The 17069-nt window shown below is 67.4% G+C and carries 22 protein-coding genes; 9 read left to right on the top strand and 13 right to left on the bottom strand.

Annotated features, from left to right (window positions below; all coding sequences use genetic code 11):
* Positions 1 to 94 precede the first annotated feature (94 nt).
* Entirely contained in the window at positions 95 to 1075 is a 981-nt protein-coding gene (locus tag B9Y70_RS02985) for a PDDEXK family nuclease (protein WP_143337479.1), read from the top strand.
* 108 nt (positions 1076 to 1183) lie between these two features.
* Here B9Y70_RS02985 and B9Y70_RS02980 read toward each other — a convergent pair whose 3' ends face one another.
* On the bottom strand, positions 1184 to 1801 hold the full coding sequence (locus B9Y70_RS02980) for an Rv2732c family membrane protein (RefSeq protein WP_085548737.1): 618 nt from the start codon (positions 1799 to 1801) through the stop codon (positions 1184 to 1186).
* 41 nt (positions 1802 to 1842) lie between these two features.
* Entirely contained in the window at positions 1843 to 3291 is a 1449-nt protein-coding gene (gene miaB / locus B9Y70_RS02975) for a tRNA (N6-isopentenyl adenosine(37)-C2)-methylthiotransferase MiaB (protein ID WP_240309120.1), read from the bottom strand.
* A gap of 299 nt (positions 3292 to 3590) precedes the next feature.
* Between miaB and gluA the strand changes: the two genes are divergently transcribed.
* Genes gluA through B9Y70_RS02955 form a run of 4 tightly spaced genes read left to right on the top strand, consistent with a single transcriptional unit; the run spans position 3591 to position 6885 of the window.
* A complete protein-coding gene (gluA, locus tag B9Y70_RS02970) occupies positions 3591 to 4319 on the top strand; it encodes a glutamate ABC transporter ATP-binding protein GluA (RefSeq protein WP_085548833.1) in 729 nt (242 codons plus the stop codon).
* 41 nt (positions 4320 to 4360) lie between these two features.
* Positions 4361 to 5239, top strand: a complete 879-nt coding sequence (locus B9Y70_RS02965; protein WP_085548735.1) for a glutamate ABC transporter substrate-binding protein — start codon at positions 4361 to 4363, stop codon at positions 5237 to 5239.
* 21 nt (positions 5240 to 5260) lie between these two features.
* On the top strand, positions 5261 to 5947 hold the full coding sequence (gene gluC / locus B9Y70_RS02960) for a glutamate ABC transporter permease GluC (RefSeq protein WP_085548734.1): 687 nt from the start codon (positions 5261 to 5263) through the stop codon (positions 5945 to 5947).
* Complete coding sequence (locus tag B9Y70_RS02955; protein WP_085548733.1) at positions 5947 to 6885, top strand: amino acid ABC transporter permease; 939 nt, start codon at positions 5947 to 5949, stop codon at positions 6883 to 6885. The genes gluC and B9Y70_RS02955 overlap by 1 nt, the downstream gene beginning before the upstream one ends.
* 357 nt (positions 6886 to 7242) lie before the next feature.
* On the opposite strand, the gene B9Y70_RS12735 is transcribed toward B9Y70_RS02955, so the two are convergent.
* The 4 genes from B9Y70_RS12735 to B9Y70_RS02935 all read right to left on the bottom strand — a co-directional run bounded on the left by B9Y70_RS12735 (position 7243) and on the right by B9Y70_RS02935 (position 10135).
* Positions 7243 to 7515 (bottom strand): hypothetical protein, encoded by a 273-nt coding sequence (locus B9Y70_RS12735; protein WP_159449774.1) that lies wholly within the window; start codon positions 7513 to 7515, stop codon positions 7243 to 7245.
* A gap of 480 nt (positions 7516 to 7995) precedes the next feature.
* Complete coding sequence (gene recX / locus B9Y70_RS02945; protein ID WP_085548731.1) at positions 7996 to 8571, bottom strand: recombination regulator RecX; 576 nt, start codon at positions 8569 to 8571, stop codon at positions 7996 to 7998.
* A gap of 3 nt (positions 8572 to 8574) precedes the next feature.
* A complete protein-coding gene (recA, locus tag B9Y70_RS02940) occupies positions 8575 to 9711 on the bottom strand; it encodes a recombinase RecA (protein WP_085548730.1) in 1137 nt (378 codons plus the stop codon).
* Between the two features lie 202 nt (positions 9712 to 9913).
* Positions 9914 to 10135 carry a DUF3046 domain-containing protein gene (locus B9Y70_RS02935; RefSeq protein WP_085548832.1) on the bottom strand — a complete coding sequence of 74 codons (222 nt, stop codon included), beginning with the start codon at positions 10133 to 10135 and terminating at the stop codon, positions 9914 to 9916.
* Positions 10136 to 10215: 80 nt separating this feature from the next.
* On the opposite strand from B9Y70_RS02935, the gene B9Y70_RS02930 reads away from it, so the two are divergent.
* The 3 genes from B9Y70_RS02930 to B9Y70_RS02920 are packed head-to-tail and all read left to right on the top strand — an operon-like array spanning position 10216 to position 12106.
* The gene (locus tag B9Y70_RS02930; protein ID WP_085548729.1) at positions 10216 to 10809 is read left to right on the top strand and encodes a biotin transporter BioY; all 594 of its coding nucleotides are present in this window, start codon (positions 10216 to 10218) and stop codon (positions 10807 to 10809) included.
* Complete coding sequence (locus B9Y70_RS02925; RefSeq protein WP_085548728.1) at positions 10809 to 11498, top strand: energy-coupling factor ABC transporter ATP-binding protein; 690 nt, start codon at positions 10809 to 10811, stop codon at positions 11496 to 11498. Before B9Y70_RS02930 ends, B9Y70_RS02925 begins: the two co-directional genes overlap by 1 nt.
* Complete coding sequence (locus B9Y70_RS02920) at positions 11495 to 12106, top strand: CbiQ family ECF transporter T component (protein WP_085548727.1); 612 nt, start codon at positions 11495 to 11497, stop codon at positions 12104 to 12106. Before B9Y70_RS02925 ends, B9Y70_RS02920 begins: the two co-directional genes overlap by 4 nt.
* A 2-nt stretch (positions 12107 to 12108) precedes the next feature.
* Here B9Y70_RS02920 and B9Y70_RS02915 read toward each other — a convergent pair whose 3' ends face one another.
* The 6 genes from B9Y70_RS02915 to pgsA all read right to left on the bottom strand — a co-directional run bounded on the left by B9Y70_RS02915 (position 12109) and on the right by pgsA (position 15424).
* Positions 12109 to 12633, bottom strand: a complete 525-nt coding sequence (locus B9Y70_RS02915) for a YceI family protein (protein WP_085548726.1) — start codon at positions 12631 to 12633, stop codon at positions 12109 to 12111.
* 307 nt (positions 12634 to 12940) lie between these two features.
* Complete coding sequence (locus tag B9Y70_RS13120; protein WP_273224223.1) at positions 12941 to 13072, bottom strand: hypothetical protein; 132 nt, start codon at positions 13070 to 13072, stop codon at positions 12941 to 12943.
* Between the two features lie 104 nt (positions 13073 to 13176).
* Positions 13177 to 14007, bottom strand: a complete 831-nt coding sequence (locus B9Y70_RS02910) for a PspA/IM30 family protein (RefSeq protein WP_085548725.1) — start codon at positions 14005 to 14007, stop codon at positions 13177 to 13179.
* A 72-nt stretch (positions 14008 to 14079) separates the two neighbouring features.
* Complete coding sequence (locus tag B9Y70_RS02905; protein ID WP_085548724.1) at positions 14080 to 14406, bottom strand: helix-turn-helix domain-containing protein; 327 nt, start codon at positions 14404 to 14406, stop codon at positions 14080 to 14082.
* An 8-nt stretch (positions 14407 to 14414) separates the two neighbouring features.
* The gene (locus B9Y70_RS02900; RefSeq protein WP_240309104.1) at positions 14415 to 14876 is read right to left on the bottom strand and encodes a CinA family protein; all 462 of its coding nucleotides are present in this window, start codon (positions 14874 to 14876) and stop codon (positions 14415 to 14417) included.
* Entirely contained in the window at positions 14873 to 15424 is a 552-nt protein-coding gene (pgsA, locus tag B9Y70_RS02895) for a CDP-diacylglycerol--glycerol-3-phosphate 3-phosphatidyltransferase (RefSeq protein ID WP_240309103.1), read from the bottom strand. The genes B9Y70_RS02900 and pgsA overlap by 4 nt, the downstream gene beginning before the upstream one ends.
* A gap of 43 nt (positions 15425 to 15467) precedes the next feature.
* On the opposite strand from pgsA, the gene B9Y70_RS02890 reads away from it, so the two are divergent.
* The gene (locus B9Y70_RS02890; RefSeq protein ID WP_085548721.1) at positions 15468 to 15758 is read left to right on the top strand and encodes a YciI family protein; all 291 of its coding nucleotides are present in this window, start codon (positions 15468 to 15470) and stop codon (positions 15756 to 15758) included.
* Positions 15759 to 15800: 42 nt separating this feature from the next.
* Here B9Y70_RS02890 and B9Y70_RS02885 read toward each other — a convergent pair whose 3' ends face one another.
* Positions 15801 to 16922, bottom strand: coding sequence for a TerC family protein (locus B9Y70_RS02885; protein ID WP_085548720.1), 1122 nt, complete (start codon positions 16920 to 16922; stop codon positions 15801 to 15803).
* Positions 16923 to 17069 lie beyond the last annotated feature (147 nt).

The following is a 17069-nucleotide window of genomic DNA, read 5'->3' as shown; positions in this document are numbered from 1 at the left end:
GGGAAACGTCGGGGCTGCCGGAGATCGGGGTACGTCCGTACGCGGTCTCCCGGTCACGCTGCGCCGACACCCCGGGCGTGCCACACTGCGGGGCATGAACACGGTCGGGGGGCCTGTCATCACGACTGCGAAGATGTCGGGGGCAGAGCGGCAGCACATCATCCGGGGATGGAAGAACGACGAGTACGTCCGACTCGCCCCGGGGTTCTTCATGGAACGGGAACAGTACGAGGATCTCGGGCGGGAGGAGCAGATGCAGGCACGCGTCGTCGCGTACGCCTGCACTGCCGCGACCACGGTGGTGGTGGGTACCTCCGCGGCGCACCTGTGGGGCTTTCCCGTCGACACGGACAACGAGACCCTTTGTAAGGAGAGAATCCACCTGGCCTCCACCTCGATGCGCTCGCGGCGGATGGCGCGTGTGCACTACCGGAAGATCGGTCGTTCCCACGAGAACAGCATCGTCGAGGTAGAGACCGACTTCGGGACGGTGCAGGTCACTGATGCCCTCACCACGGCCCTGGATCTGGCCCGCTGGTCCACGATCGATCAGGCCGTCCGGGCCCTCGACCACGGACTCCAATCGAGTCTGTTCACCCGGGACGAACTGACCGCACGGTTGAAGGAGATGGCCGGGGTGACGGGGATCGAGACGACGCGGCAGGCGGCCGGGCTGGCGTCGATCGGCTCGGAGAGCCCGCGGGAGACCGACGTGAAGCTCCTGCTGTGGCGGATGGGGCTGCCGGCTCCCCGGCAGCAGGCGGATGTCAGTTCGCGCAGGAACGTGTGGATCGGCCGGGTCGACTTCTTCTTCCCCGAGCTGGGGCTCATCATCGAGTACGACGGCGACGGGAAGTACCACGATCCGGAGAACGCGGAGTCGACGAAGGCCAAGGAGTACGACCAGCACCGCGACTACCGGATGAACGGCCTGGTGCCCATCCACGTCTGTGATGAGACGCTGCGCAACGGGACCGCCGCGGACCTCATCGAGCGGTACGTCGCGGCGCTGTCCCTGGTGGGGCAGCTCTACCCGGACCACCTGTGGACGGCCGAATGCCTGGCCTGGGTCTGACGGGCCGCGTTGCGGCGTACCCCGATTCCCCGGCTGCACTCAGCCGACCTGGGGTTACGCCCACCCACCTGCGACAGAGGAGTACGCGGCAACGCGCCGCCCCGACACTCAGTCCTTCTTGTGTCGTTCGGTCGCGCGGGACCGGCGGTCGTCGACGAGCAGCGGGTTCTCCGCGGCGGAGATATTGGCCTGCTGCTGCATGCGGCCGACGACGTCGAGGTTGTCGGAGGCGGCGCGGGCCTGCGCGAGCTGCTCCTGTTCGGGGTTGCGGCGGAAGATCGTCGTCGCGTACCCGAGAAAGGCGAGCACGACGGCGAGGAGCGAGATCCAGAAGCCGAGGTTCATCTCGACGCCGTCGTCGGCGCTGGAGCGAGTCTGGCGCAGCCACATGGCGAACACCGAGTACGCGAGGCCCACGGTGGTGAGCATCCACGCCGGGATCGCCACGGCCAGGCGGCGGGTGAGCAGCGTCAGCGTCGTCAGGACGCCGATGCCCAGGAAGATGAGGATGGCGTAGACATACTCGGTGATTTTGATGCCGGCGTCATCTGCGGCGGAGGTCTGCAGCAGCACCTCGTACCCGCGCACCGACCCGGCCTGCGGCAGGACCAGGGAGATGACGTACAACACGAGCGCCCCGACGAAGAACCACAGCCGGCCTCCCAGATCCAGCCGGGATGCCACGCGCTTCTCACGGGTGGCCAGCTCCTGATGGTCGTTGCTCACGTCTGCTCCTTGGTGTGTCGGGGTGATGTGTCGAGCCTACGTCAGCAGCCGCAGGAATCCGCGGCGGCCGGGGGTGTGACCGGGCGGCCGACGGACGGCAGGCCCAGGCCGACGCCGATGGGCTCGGTGGTGGGGACCTGGCCGGCGGCGGACATGTCACCGGCGCGGGTGCGGCGGTGGGTGATGACGTCGGAGTCAGCAAGCAGGTGGTGCGGGGCGGAGGCGGTGACGGTGGTGGTGACCACGTCGCCGGGGCGGATGTCGCCGTCGAGGGCGCCGACGGGAGCGAAGTGGACGAGGCGGCCGTCGCGGGCGCGGCCGGTCATACGGCCGGTCTTCTTGCGGCCCTCGGCCTGGACGAGCAGTTCGACCTCGGTGCCGACGAGGCGTGCGTTCTCCTCGGCGGAGACCCGCTCCTGCAGGGCGAGGAGGCGTTCGAAGCGTTCCTGCACGACCTCCTTGGGGATCTGGTCGGTGTAGGTGGCGGCCGGGGTGCCGGGGCGCGGGGAGTACTGGAAGGTGTAGGCGGAGGTGAAGCGGGCCTTCTCGACGACGTCGAGGGTGGCCTGGAAGTCCTCCTCGGTCTCCCCCGGGAAGCCGACGATGATGTCGGTGGTGATGGACGCGTGCGGGATCTTGGTGCGCACCTCGTCGAGGATTCCGAGGAACTTGGCCGAGCGGTAGGAGCGGCGCATCTCCTTGAGCACCTTGTCCGAACCGGACTGCAGGGGCATGTGCAGCTGCGGGCACACGACCGGGGTCTCGGCCATGGCGTCGATGACGTCGGAGGTGAACTCGGCCGGGTGCGGGGAGGTGAATCGCAGGCGCTCGAGGCCCTCGATCTCGCCACAGGCGCGCAGCAGCTTAGAGAAGGCGGAGCGGTCGCGTTCCATTCCGGGGTCGGCGAAGTTGACGCCGTAGGCGTTGACGTTCTGGCCGAGGAGAGTGACCTCGGTGACGCCCTGGTCGACGAGCGCCTGCACCTCGGCGAGGATGTCGCCGGGGCGGCGATCGATCTCTTTGCCGCGCAGTGAAGGCACGATGCAGAAGGTGCAGGTGTTGTTGCAGCCGACGGACACCGACACCCAGCCGGCGTAGGCGGATTCGCGCTTGGCGGGCAGGACGGAGGGGAAGGCCTCGAGGGCGTCGACGATCTCGACCTGCGCCTCGTCGTTGTGCCGGGCGCGCTCGAGGAGTGTCGGCAGGGAGCCGATGTTGTGGGTGCCGAACACCACGTCGACCCAGGGCGCGCGGGAGACCACGGTGTCGCGGTCCTTCTGCGCGAGGCAGCCGCCGACGGCGATCTGCAGGCCGGGGTGCTCGCGCTTCGTGGCGCGGAGCTGGCCGAGTGTGCCGTAGAGGCGTTCGTCGGCGTTCTCGCGGACGGCGCAGGTGTTGAAGACGATGAGGTCGGGCTGCTCATCGACGGCGGCCTCGTACCCGGCCTCCTCGAGGAGCCCGGAGAGTCGCTCGGAATCGTGGACGTTCATCTGGCACCCGAAGGTGCGCACTTCATAGGTGCGGGGGGTATCGGTCTCAAGCTGTGCCACGGGACGTCATTGTATCGGCGCCGCGTGTCCGGACCTAAACGTCGGCCGCCACATCAACGCCACATCAACGCCACATCAACGCCACAACAACCACGCACTTAACAATCTTCGCCCCGTTGCTGAAAAGTTAACTGAAAGTCGGATGACCAAGCGTGGTTTATGTCTAAGATCATCCTATGACCCAGACCACACCTTCATCGGATCGTGTTCCCGAGAACACCGGCGGGCAGCGTGACGTCATGATCCGGATGACGGACGTGCAGAAGTACTTCGACGATTTCCACGCCCTCAAGGACATCAACCTCGAGGTCCCCCGGGGCCAGGTCGTCGTCGTGCTCGGCCCGTCCGGTTCCGGCAAGTCCACGCTGTGCCGCACCATCAACCGCCTGGAGACCATCGAGGACGGCACCATCGAGATCGACGGCGTCGTCCTCCCGGAGGAGGGCAAGGACCTGGCCAAGCTGCGCGCGGACGTCGGCATGGTGTTCCAGTCCTTCAACCTCTTCCCGCATCTGACCATCAAGGACAACGTCACCCTCGGCCCCATGAAGGTGCGTAAGAAGAAGAAGGCCGAGGCCGAGAAGCGTGCCATGGAGCTGCTGGAACGGGTCGGCATCGCCAACCAGGCCGAGAAGTACCCGGCGCAGCTCTCGGGCGGCCAGCAGCAGCGTGTGGCCATCGCCCGCGCGTTGGCGATGAGCCCGAAGATCATGCTTTTCGACGAACCGACCTCCGCCCTCGACCCCGAGATGGTCAACGAGGTCCTCGACGTCATGGCCAGCCTGGCCAAGGAAGGCATAACCATGGTCGTGGTCACCCATGAGATGGGCTTCGCGCGCCGCGCCGCGGACCGGGTCCTCTTCATGGCCGACGGGGCCATCGTCGAGGACGACACCCCCGACGAGTTCTTCACCAACCCGAAGACCGATCGTGCCAAGGATTTCCTCGGCAAGATCCTCTCCCACTGATCAATTCTCATCAGAGACTCACCAGACAAGGAAATAGAACCATGAAGCGCAACATCTTCCGCCTCGCCGCCATCTCCTCCACCGTCGCCCTCGCCGGTGCCACTCTCGCCGCCTGTGGTGATTCCGCTGGTGGCGGTGACGGCATGCTGGCCGCCATCGAGTCGGGTGACGTGACCATCGGCACCAAGTACGACCAGCCGGGTCTCGGCCTGCGCAACCCGGACGGCTCCATGGCCGGCCTGGACGTCGACGTCGCCGAGTACGTGGTCAACCACATCGCCGAGGAGAACGGCTGGGAGGCTCCGACCGTCACCTGGCGTGAGACCCCGTCCGCACAGCGTGAGACCCTCATCCAGAACGGTGAGGTCGACCTCATCGCGGCGACCTACTCCATCAACAAGGGCCGTTCCGAGTCGGTCAACTTCGGTGGCCCGTACCTCATCACCCACCAGGCGCTGCTGGTCCGTGAGGAAGAGTCCGAGATCACCGATCTCGAGTCCCTCGACGGCAAGATCCTCTGCTCCGTCACCGGTTCCACCCCGGCGCAGAAGGTCAAGGACGCTCTGCCGGGTGTCCAGCTGCAGGAGTACGACACCTACTCCTCCTGTGTCGAGGCGCTGCGCCAGGGCAACATCGACGCGATGACCACCGACGCCACCATCCTGCTCGGCTACTCCGCGCAGGCCCCGGGCCAGTTCAAGGTCATCGAGATGGAGCAGGACGGCGAGCCGTTCACCAACGAGTACTACGGCATCGGCCTGGCCAAGGACGATCAGGAGGGCACGGACGCCATCAACGCGGCGCTGACCGATCTGCACGAGTCGGGCGAGTTCGACCGTCTCCTGCAGTCGAACCTCGGTGGCGACGAGGCCGTCTCCCCGGGTGAGCCGGGCGATCTCTCCTTCCTCGACGAGAACTAGTCCGCACGCAAGGAGTCCCTCATGACGACACTATGGGCCGATCTGGGCCCCCGGTTGTGGCCGGCCTTCTGGCTGACCATTCAGCTGACGGTGTACTCAGCGATCGGATCCATGATCCTCGGCACCATTCTCACCGCCATGAGGGTCTCCCCGGTGAAGATCCTGCGTGGGCTGGCGACGTTCTACATCACCACGGTGCGTAACACGCCGCTCACGCTCATCATCATCTTCTGTTCCTTCGGCCTGTACCAGAACCTGGGTCTGGTCATGGCCGACCGGAGCTCCCCCACCTTCCTGGTGGACAACAACTTCCGCCTCGCGGTGCTCGGTTTCATCCTGTACACCTCGGCGTTCGTGGCGGAGTCGCTGCGCTCCGGCATCAACACGGTGCATTTCGGCCAGGCGGAGGCGGCGCGTTCCCTGGGTCTGTCGTTCGGGCAGATCTTCGGCAACATCGTCTTCCCGCAGGCGGTGCGCGCCGCGATCGTCCCGCTGGGCAACACGCTCATCGCGTTGACGAAGAACACCACGATCGCCTCGGCGATCGGTGTCGCGGAGGCGTCGCTGCTCATGAAGTCCACGATCGAGAATCACGCGAACATGCTCTTCGTGGTGTTCGGCATCTTCGCCCTGGGCTTCATCATCCTGACCCTGCCCACCGGCCTGGCCCTGGGCCGTCTCTCTGATCGTCTGGCGGTGAGGAAATAATGTCCGTACGTGCGACAGTGCTTTACGACGCCCCCGGCCCCCGCGGTCGTCGCAACAACCTCATCTTCACGGTCCTCACCGCGGTGGTCACCGTCGCGGTCCTCGGCTGGATCGGCTGGACGCTGGGCAACAACGGTCAGCTCGAGGCCGCGAAGTGGACCCCGTTCCTCGACTCGCTGACCTGGCGGACGTACATCCTCCCGGGCCTGTGGGGCACCCTGAAGTCCGCGTTCGTGTCCATCATCCTGGCCATGATCCTGGGTGTCATCCTCGGTCTGGGCCGCCTCTCCGAGGTCGCCCCGGTCCGCTGGGTGTGCGGTGTGATCGTCGAGTTCTTCCGCGCCATCCCGGTGCTGCTGCTCATGATCTTCGCGTACCAGCTCTTCGCCATCTACCGCATGGTCCCGCCGCGTGAGCTCGCCTTCGCGGCTGTGGTCTTCGGTCTGACGATGTACAACGGTTCGGTCATTGCCGAGATCCTCCGCTCGGGCATCAAGTCCCTGCCGAAGGGTCAGACGGAGGCGGCCCGCGCGCTGGGCATGTCCCACTCGCAGACGATGCGCACGATTCTCCTGCCGCAGGCGATCGCCGCCATGCTGCCGGCGCTCATCGCGCAGATGGTCATCGCGCTGAAGGACTCCGCGCTTGGTTACCAGATCGGTTACGTCGAGGTCGTCCGTTCCGGTATCCAGACGGCGTCCGTCAACCAGAACTTCCTGGCCTCGCTCACGGTCGTGGCGATCATCATGATCCTCATCAACTGGGCGCTGACCTCCCTGGCGCAGCGCATCGAGCGGCAGCTCCGCGCCGGCCGTGCCCGCCGCAACATCGTGGCCAAGGTCCCCGAGCTCCCCGACCAGGGTCTCGACACCAAGGACAACGTCAACGTCGACTGGCACGATCCCGACTACGTCGAGATCAAGAATCCGGGCCAGTAACACCCCGCTTGTCGACGCCGCCGTCACCTGCGCAGGTGACGGCGGCGTCGTCTAGTTTGGGGGTGAGAACTGTTTCGCCCGCATGCTTGTGGTCCTGCTCGGCGTCGGCACGCTCACCGCCTGTTCGACATCAGGCGGGGAGCTCTCCGCCTGGGACCAGGAGATCCGGGAGGTGTCGATGGGCTCGGACTGCGTCATCGCGTTCCTCGACGAGTCCGACGCGGAGGGCCTCTACCCCGCCACCGAGGAGGATCCACTCGCGGGGACGGACACGCAGTTCCGGGACGGCGGGGACGCGGCGACGGGCACCGGCTCCATGCTCATGCAGAGCCTGGAGGGCCGGATCGTGGAGGGGGCCTACACATGCGAGGCCACCCTGTCCGACGCCGGGGACGTCATGCCCGTGTGGGACCTCCACGTCACCACCACGTGGGAGCAGCCTGCCGCGGGGGCGGTACCGACGTACCCGTCCGGTTTCGTCCACTCCGTCGACCGGGCCCTCGAGAGCTGGCTGTGGCTGCGGGACCCGGGCACCGTCGTGCCGGGTGGCCGGATGGAGATCTCCGGCAGGGACGTGGTCTGCTCCGCCGGTTTCCTCGCGGAACGCGACGGGCGGACCACCCTGCTCACCGCCACCCTCTGCGGTGCACCGGACACGCAGCTCACAGTCGACCAGCCGATCGGCACGGTGGTCGAGAGCGTCGACAACGGCCACGGCCCCGAGATCGCCCTCGTCGCCCTGGAGGACGGAGTCTCGACCAGCCCGGGCCTCGCCTTCCCGGAACCGCTGCTCGGCGTCCGCGATCTGGCGTGGCTGGAGGAGAACTCGCCCCGCCTGTGCCACCTCGGTGCGGGCACGGGCCTGTCCTGCGGCGAGTACGAAGGCACGGTGGCCGAGGGACTGTTCCGGTTCACGGCGGCCATCAACTGGGACGACGCCGGCGGGCCGGGCTTCGCGATGACCGACGAGGGCCTGTGGGCGGTCGGCGTCGTCAGCGGAGGAAACCCGGGGAGCGGCGTGGTCGGTGTCACCGCGATCGCCCCGTGGTTCGACACCTGGGGCCTCACCCTCCTGGGGACCTCCGGGGAGCTCCGGGGACTGAGCCCGGGTCAGCTCAGCTGTGCGACCCGCTCGTCGAGGGCGTCGCGGGCGATCCGCAGGCTCATCCCCTGGGCGAAGCCGCGGCGGGCGAGCACGCCGACGATGCGGCGCAGCGCCTTGTCGCTCTCCGCGCGGTCAGCGGGCACGGTTCGCACCGAGCGGGCCTTCTTCTCGGCCAGGGCGCGGGCCGTGGCCTCCTCGTCGGCCGCGTCGATCTGCTCGAGGGCGTCGGCGCGGGTGGCGGAGTCGACGCCCTTGTCCTGCAGCTCCCGGTCGAGCACGCGGGAGGACTTCCCCCGCCGGGCGTGGCGCTGCCGCACCCACTCGTGGGCGAAGGCGGCGTCGTCGAGCAGGCCGACACCGGCGAGGTCGTCGAGGACGTCGTCGACCACCGCCTCCTCGAACTCGAGGTCGAGCAACCGGCCACGGAGCTCGTGGCGGGAGCGCGCCCGGGCGTCGAGAAACAAAAGGGCGCGCTTGCGCACCGCGGCCTTCGCCTCCTCGGCCTCGTGGTCGAAGAGGCTGCCCGGGCGGAAGTCCGCCAGGGCCTGCCGCAGCTGGTCGATCCGTGCGTCCCGCTCCATCGGCTACTCCGCGGTGGCGGCCACCGTGTCGCCGGCCAGGTCATCCTCGTCGTCGAAGTCGACGTTGGGGACCATGTCGACCGGGTCGTCGCTGAGATCGCTCTCGGCGGTGGCGGCGTCGGGGCCGATGCCCAGCTTGGCGAAGATCTTACGCTCGATCTCGTCCGCCAGCTCCGGGGTCTCCTTGAGCAGCAGGCGGGCCTTCTCCTTGCCCTGGCCGAGCTGGTCCCCCTCGTAGGTGAACCAGGAGCCGGACTTCTTCACGATACCGTTCTCCACGCCCATGTCGATGAGGGAGGACTCCCGCGAGATGCCCTCGCCGTAGATGATGTCGAACTCGGCGATCTTGAACGGCGGGGAGACCTTGTTCTTGACCACCTTGACGCGGGTGCGGTTACCGATCGCATCCTGGCCGTCCTTAAGGGTCTGGATACGACGGACGTCGAGGCGCACGGAGGCGTAGAACTTCAGGGCCTTACCGCCGGTGGTGGTCTCCGGGGAGCCGAACATGACGCCGATCTTCTCGCGCAGCTGGTTGATGAAGATGGCGGTGGTGCCCGAGGAGTGCAGGGCGCCGGTCATCTTGCGCAGCGCCTGGCTCATGAGGCGGGCCTGCAGGCCGACGTGGGAGTCACCCATCTCACCCTCGATCTCGGCCTTCGGGGTCAGCGCGGCGACGGAGTCGATGACGATGATGTCGATGGCGCCGGAGCGCACGAGCATATCCGCGATCTCCAGGGCCTGCTCACCGGTGTCCGGCTGGGAGACCAGCAGGGCGTCGGTGTCCACGCCGAGCTTCTTGGCGTAGTCGGGGTCGAGGGCGTGCTCCGCGTCGATGAACGCGGCGATGCCGCCGGCCTTCTGTGCCTGGGCGATGGCGTGCAGGGCGACGGTGGTCTTACCGGAGGACTCCGGACCGTACACCTCGATGATGCGGCCGCGCGGGTAGCCGCCGATGCCGAGCGCGACGTCAATGGCGGTGTTGCCGGAGGAGATGACCTGGATCGGCGGACGGTTGTCGTCGCCGAGGCGCATGACGGCGCCCTTGCCGAAATCCTTCTCGATCATCGCCAGCGCGGCGTCGAGTGCCTTCTGCCGGTCATCGCCCTTCGGTGCGGCGGCCTTCTTCTTGGGTGCCATGGTGACGGTTCCTTCTGTTGGGTGGTCGGTGGTGCCGGTCTCGTGTCGGGTTTTGTCCACACCCTCTTAGACTCCGGTCACCTGCGAAAGGATCCCGGATTCCGCGAGCCGGCGGCACCGCGTGCATTCCGGCCCTGACGATATCCACAGGGTGCGACGTGTGGACCATCGACTTCGAACATACACGCACGCCTGTTCGAACTCAACGCCATCGCTCCGGCGTGTCGAGTCCGAGCCGCCGCCCCTCCGGAACGTCGAAGTCACGGCAGATCTCGAGCCAGACTTCCCGCAGGTCAGCCCCGGCGTCGACAAGCTCCCCGACGGTGACCCCCTGCGACGCCAGGACGTGTGAGTGGACGAGGTGACGGCCCTTGGCGCGTCCGAACTCGTCCTCGATGAGCTGATGGAACTCCGTCAGTCGCATGCCCCGATAGTACAGCCCGGCCATCCACACCCCTGCCCCGACGTTCCCTTGAACGGTGTTCAGTGCTAGTGTCTCGTTCCATGACAACGACAACCGCCCGCCCGGCCCGCACCTCCCGCAGCGCCGTCCAGGACCTCGCCTACATCGCCGTGTTCGCGGCCCTCATCATCGTGCTCGCGTTCGTCGCCATCCCGGTCGGCGCGGCCGGCGTCCCGATCGTCCTGCAGAATGCCGCGGTCATCCTCGCGGGCCTCGTGTTGGGCGGGCGTCGCGGATTCCTCGCCACGGCGCTGTTCCTCGGCCTGGGGCTCATCGGCCTGCCGGTCCTCGCGGGCGGACGCACCACGCTCGCCGCGCTGGCCGGCCCGACCGTCGGCTACCTGGCCGGCTACCTCGTCTCCGCGGCCGTCGCCGGGTACCTCGCCTACCGCGCCCGCCCGGGGAGGCGCGGCGAGCAGATCCTCTGGTTCTCCCTCGCCGGTGTCGTCGGCGTCCTCCTCCAGTACGCGTTCGGCGCGCTCGGCCTCGTGTGGCGGGCAGGCATGGAACTCTCCGAGGCGATCATCGCCCAGGGCGCGTTCATTCTCCCCGGCATCGCCAAGATCGCCGTCATGATCATCATCGCCCTCGGCATCCACGCCGCGTTCCCCGACCTCCTCGCCCGCAGGAACTAATGCCCACCATCACCTTCGAGGACGTCTCCGTCACCTTCGCCGGGGACGATTCCCCCACCCTGGACCGGATCTCGCTGACGCTCGCCGAGCACCGCATCGGCATCATCGGTGCCAACGGCTCCGGCAAGTCGACACTCGCGCGCCTCATCAACGGCCTCGGGGATGCGACCTCCGGTCGCGTGCTTGTCGACGCCGCCGACGTCTCCCGCCACGGCCGCGACATCCGGCGCCGCGTCGGCTTCGTCTTCTCCGACGCGGAGAACCAGATCGTCATGCCCCAGGTGCGTGACGACGTCGCCTTCTCCCTCCGCCGCCTCAAACTGTCGCGGGCCGAACGGGATGCGCGTGTCGACGCCGCCCTCGCCCGCTTCGGCCTCACCGACCTGGCGGGCAATTCCCCGCACACCCTCTCCGGCGGCCAGAAGCAACTCCTCGCGCTGGCGTCCGTGCTGGTCATCGAGCCGGACCTCATCATCGCCGACGAGCCCACCACCCTGCTCGACCTGCGCAACCGCGACCGCATCGTCGCCGAGTTCGCCCGCCTCGAACAGCAGCTCATCGTGGTCACCCACGACCTGGACATCCTCGCCGACTTCGACCGCGTCCTCTGCCTCGACGACGGCCACATCGTCGCCGACGGAGCCCCGGACGAGGTGTGCGCCCACTACCGGAACCTCATGCTGGCATGAGGCACATCCCCCTCGGCGTCCACCTGCCCGGCGACACCGCCATCCACCGCCTGCCGGCCGGTGTGAAGTTCCTTGCGCTGCTGGCCTTCATCCTGACGTCGACGTTCCTGGTGACCGGGACCCCGGTCGCCGCGGCCTGGTGCGCGGTGGTGCTCGCCGGTTACGTGGTGGCGCGGGTTCCGGTGCGGGTGGCCCTCGGGCAGGTCCTGCCCGTCGTTCCGGTGCTGGCCGTGCTGGGTGCCTTCCAGTGGTGGCAGCGCGGCTGGGAGTTCGCTCTGACGACCGTACTGGTCCTGCTCGCCTCGGTGGCGGCGGCGGCCCTGCTCACCTTGACCACAACGATCGCCGAGCTCATGGCCGCCATCGAGCGCGGCCTGTCCCCCTTCGCACGCTTCGGACTGCCCGTGGAGACGATCTCCCTGGCGGTGTCCCTGACGCTGCGGCTCATCCCCCTGCAGCTGGCGACCGTCCACGAGGTGCTCGCCGCGCGGAAGGCCCGCGGCGCGGGCTTCTCGATCGCGGCCTTCGGCACCCCGGTGCTCGTGCGCTCCATCCGGCGGGCCCGCCTGCTCGCCGAGGCCCTCATCGCCCGCGGCGCCGCCGACTGAATCTAGTCCTGCCGCACCGCGGAGCCGTCGATCTCGATGCGTACCTCGTCGGAGAGCAACAGCCCGCCGCCGGGCAGTTCGGCGTGGAAGTCGAGTCCGAAGTCCTTCCGGTCGACGGTCGTCGACGCGCGGAAGCCGAGCCGGTGCTCGATCTCCCCGGTCTCGGGGACGGGAACATCCGCCTCGGCGATGTCGATGACGTCGAGCGTCACCGTCTGTGTCCGCCCCTTGACGGTGAGTTCGCCGTGGACGCGGGCGCGGTCCCCGTCGCCGTCGCGCTCGATCCCGGTGGAACGGAACGTGATCTCGGGGAACTGCGCGACGTCGAAGAAATCCGCGGCGAGCAGGTGCTCGTCGCGGAAGCGCACACCGGAATTCAACGAGGAGACGTCGAGGGTGGCGGCCACGGCGTCGTCGTCAAGCGAGGCGTCGAACGAGGTGAACAGGCCGCGCACGCGGGTGATCATGGCGTGGCGGACCTCGAACGCCACCTGTGACATGACTGGATCGAGGATGTAGCGCGCCATCAGCACCCCCGGGTGTCGAACAGCGTGCACTGCGGGATGCCGGCCAGCGAGGACAACATCGACGAGAACAGGGCGGGCAGACCGAAGAGCAGAAGCAGATTGTTCACGGGTGGTTCCTAACGGGACGAGAGGAAGTTGACGGCCCCCTGCGCCACGGCCGCCACGAGGGAGGAACCGAGCATGGGGAAGAACAGGATGAGGCTGATGATCTGGCCTGGCGTGTAATCCACGAACCCCAGCCTATACGTGAGCGTGGTCACGTCAAGGGGTCTCGACGACCTGCCAGGAACCGGACAGGTTGACCCGCCTACTGATGCTCGCAGCCGCTGACGTCCGCCAGCGAACACTGCGGGATGCCGAGCATCGTGAGGCCCAGGGACGACAGGAACCATCCCATCGACGACAGGAAGGAGACGTAGTCTCGGATGAAGGTGCTCATACCCGCAGCCTAGGCGGCGTGCCGGGCAAGTCAAGGCTCCCCGGGGCACGAATCGACAACAACCCCGACCCCCAGAGGGGCCGAGGTTGTCTCAGACGCGGAGGCTACTCGCCGCGCAGCTCACGCATGCGCTGGGCGACAGCGTCGTCGGTGACGTTGGCGCCACCGTTGCCGGACCCGATGGCCTTGTCGGCCTGGCCGGAGGTCAGCTGACCGCCGCCCTGCATCTCGGCGCGGATCGCCTCGAGGCGGGAGTGGCCGGCCATCTGGATGCCCGCCTGCTGCACCTCGGCCATACGACCCTCGACGGAGTTCTGCGCCAGCTCGGCCTGGCCGAGGGCGTTGGCGTAACGACGCTCGATCTTCTCGCGCACCTGGTCCAGGTTCGGGGTGGAACCGGCGGTGATGGCGTTCATGGACTGCAGGGAGTCGGAGACCTTCTCCTGCATCTTGGCCTGCTCCAGCTGGGAGAGCAGCTTGGTGCGCTCGGCGACCTTCTGCTGCAGGGCCATGGCGTTGCGCTCGACGGCCTGCTTGGCCTGGTCCGCCTGCTGCAGGGCCTGATCGTGCAGCTGCTTGGTGTCCTCGACGGACTGCTCGGCGGTGACGAGCTGCGCGGCGAAGGCCTCGGCGGCGTTCTCGTACTCGACGGCCTTGCGCTCATCGCCCTCGGCACGGGCCTTGTCTGCCAGCTGCAGCGCCTGACGAGTGTTGGCCTGCAGCTTCTCGATCTCACCGAGACGACGGTTGAGCTGCATCTCCAGCTGACGCTGGTTGCCGATGACAGCTGCCGCCTGCTGCGAGAGCTCCTGGTGCTGGCGCTGTGCGTCCTCGATGGCCTGCTGAATCTGCACCTTCGGGTCGGCGTTCTCCTCGATCTTCGAGTCGAAGAGCGCCATCAGGTACTTCCATGCCTTGACGAAGGGGTTAGCCATGTCGGATCGGGCCTTCCTGGTTAGTCATTGTTTTACGCCACCATGGTAGCGGAGTGGGATTCGAACTGTCGGTTAAGCGTGGAGCGATTCGGTGGCCAGCTCCTCGGCGACGGACTGCAGCGCCATCGACCCGGCGGCCTCGATGAGGACATCGGCGACAGAGGTGCCCAGCGCATGGCACACGGAGGCGAGCAGTTCGGAGGAGACCTCCTTGCGGCCGCGTTCCAGCTCGGAGAGGTAACCGGGTGAGACGCGCGCCTGTTCGGCGAGCTCACGCAGGGTGATGCCCTGGTCCGCGCGGAACGAGCGGAGGGCGGCACCGAGTGCCTCCCGCAGCAGCAGTTCAGGGGCGCGTCGGGTGGTGACGATCGGGGTATCAAGTACAGCGGTGGTAACCATTACTCCTCTTAACGCCCCACACCGTCGTTTTGTTCCACGCGCGCCCGCAGTCCGTCGAGCGCGGCGTTCACCGCCTGCTCGCGGATCTCCCGCCGGTCGCCGCTCAGCTGCAGCCGCTGCTTATCGACGCCCCCCGGCCCCGCGAATCCCAGCCACACCTCCCCCACCGCGTGACCGTCCTGCGGATCGGGCCCGGCGACCCCGGTGAGTGCCACACCCCAGTCGGCGCCGCAACGTTCCCGTGCGCCCCGGGCCATGGCGACTGCGGTGTCCCCGTCAACCGGGTCCGCCCCCTCGGGCACGCCGGCCAGCGAGTACTTGAGGTCGGTGGCATACGTGATGAGCCCGCCGCGCAGCACCGCCGACGCCCCCGGGGTGTCGGCGAGCGTCGCGGCGGCGAGACCCGCGGTGAGGGACTCGCAGAAGGCAACGGTGAGGCCGCGGCGTCGCAAAGCGTCGACGAGGCTCACTGCTTCCTCGAGTCCCACAGGTACTGCACGCCCGTGATGACGGTGACCGCGACGGCCGCGAGCATGACGATCCACGTCGGCAGATCCATCCACTCCGGCAGCGGCAGCAGGTAGAGGCCGATGGCCAGTGCCTGCAGGGTGGTCTTGATCTTGCCGCCCTTCGACGCCGGGACGACCAGACCGCGGCGCAGCATGACCATGCGCCACAGGGTGATGCCGAACTCCCGCACCAGGATGACCACGGTCACCCACACCGGCAGCACGCCGATGATGTTGAGGCCCACGAGCGCCGCCGTGATGAGCGCCTTGTCAGCGATGGGGTCGGCGATCTTGCCGAAGTCGGTCACCAGGTTGCGGGCGCGGGCAATGTCACCGTCGAGCTTGTCGGTGATCATGAGCGCCACGAAGACACCGAACGCCCACCACATCTGGCCGGTGAGCAGCAGCCACAGGAAGACGGGGATGACCAGGATCCGCAGACTCGTCAACACATTCGGCAGGTTGAAGTTGCTGGGCTGGGCCGATTCGGCCGGGTTCGGTGCAGTCACGACACACACCCTACCCCGCACCCGCGGCGTAGAATCGGCCGACATGAAGTACTTCGCAGTCTCCTACCAGTACCCCGACGGCGCCGAGGACATCGTGCGTCTGCGCCCCGAGCACCGTGAGTGGCTCGCCACGCTTCTCGACGCCGGCCGGCTCGTCGCCTCCGGCCCCCACACCGACGGAGCGGGTGGAGCGCTCATCATCATCCGCCTGCCGGAGACCGCCGCGCTGCGCGACGCCGAGGAGCTGATGGACGACGACCCCTTCACCCGGGAGGGCGTGCTCGCCGGTCGCGAGATCCGGGAGTGGAACCCCGTCCTCAACATCTTCCGCTAGACAGAAGGACACCCTCGCCTTTATGGCGAGGGTGTCCGTGTGTCAGGACTTCTTCTCGTCGATGTCGCTGAGCTTCGTCGACCCGTTCGTGTCGACGGAGTGGTCGAGGTGCTCGGTGGAGTACATCTCCTCCTCCGTGAGCTCGTGGTCCCACTCCACCGGGCGGATACGGGTGTCGATGCCACCCTGCGCCTCGTCGTACTTGTTCTTCCAGATGGACGCCAGGACCGTCACCGTGAGGATGCCGACGATGACGAGGAGGGACATCTCGGTCGGGATCTCCGGCACCGCCACGTCCTCGCCTCCGTTGATGAACGGCAGGTTGTTCTCGTGCAGCGCGTGCAGCAGCAGCTTCACACCGATGAACGCCAGGATGAGACCCAGGCCGTACGGCAGGTACACCAGGCGGTCGAGGAGGCCGTCCAGCAGGAAGTACATCTGACGCAGACCCATGAGCGAGAACGCGTTGGCGGTGAACACCAGGTACGCCTCGGTGGTGATGCCGTAGATCGCCGGGATGGAGTCGAACGCGAACATGACATCCACCAGGCCGATGGCCACCAGCGCCACGAACAGCGGGGTGAGCGCGAACTTGCCGTGGAACTTCGTGGTCAGCTTGTCACCGTGGTAGCCCGGGGTGACCGGGACGACCTTGCGCAGCCACCGGATGACCTTCATGTCGTTCGGGTCGGTCTCGGGGGCATCGGTGATCTCGTCCCACAGCAGCTTGATGGCCGTCCACAGCAGGAAGAAGGCGAAGAGGTAGAACACGTCCGACCAGGCGGCGATGATCGCGGCGCCGGCCAGGATGAACGCCAGACGGAACACCAGCGCCAGGACGATGCCGATGAGCAGCACCTTCTGCTGGTACTTCCGCGGGATCTTGAACGCGCCCATGATGAGCGCGAAGACGAAGAGGTTGTCGACGCTGAGCGCCTTCTCCGTCACGTAGCCGGTGAAGTACTCCATACCGTGCTGGTGGTCCCACATGAAGTAGACGAACACACCGAACAACAGGGCCAGGCCGACGTAGAACGCGGACCACGAGGCCGATTCCTTGAGCGTCGGCTCATGCGGGGTGCGCACATGGGAGTAGAAGTCGAAGATGAAGAATCCGAGGATCACCACGATGGTGGCGATCCAGATCCACAGGGGGACTGACATTGAGCCTCCGGTCTTTGGGGGTTGCCTGAATGACCGGAGGTCTCCCCCACCCGAAAAAGCGAGGCCGGCACGACCGGGCCCCTTGTACTGCCGGGACCGTGCTGACGATCAGTGCCGCTTAGGGGGTACTCCCCTCCATGTCGTGTC

It is taken from the genome of Corynebacterium pollutisoli (assembly GCF_900177745.1).
In the GTDB taxonomy this organism is placed as follows: domain Bacteria; phylum Actinomycetota; class Actinomycetes; order Mycobacteriales; family Mycobacteriaceae; genus Corynebacterium; species Corynebacterium pollutisoli.
Note: the sequence above shows the minus strand (reverse complement) of the source record. Positions and strands in the feature narration are given on the sequence as shown.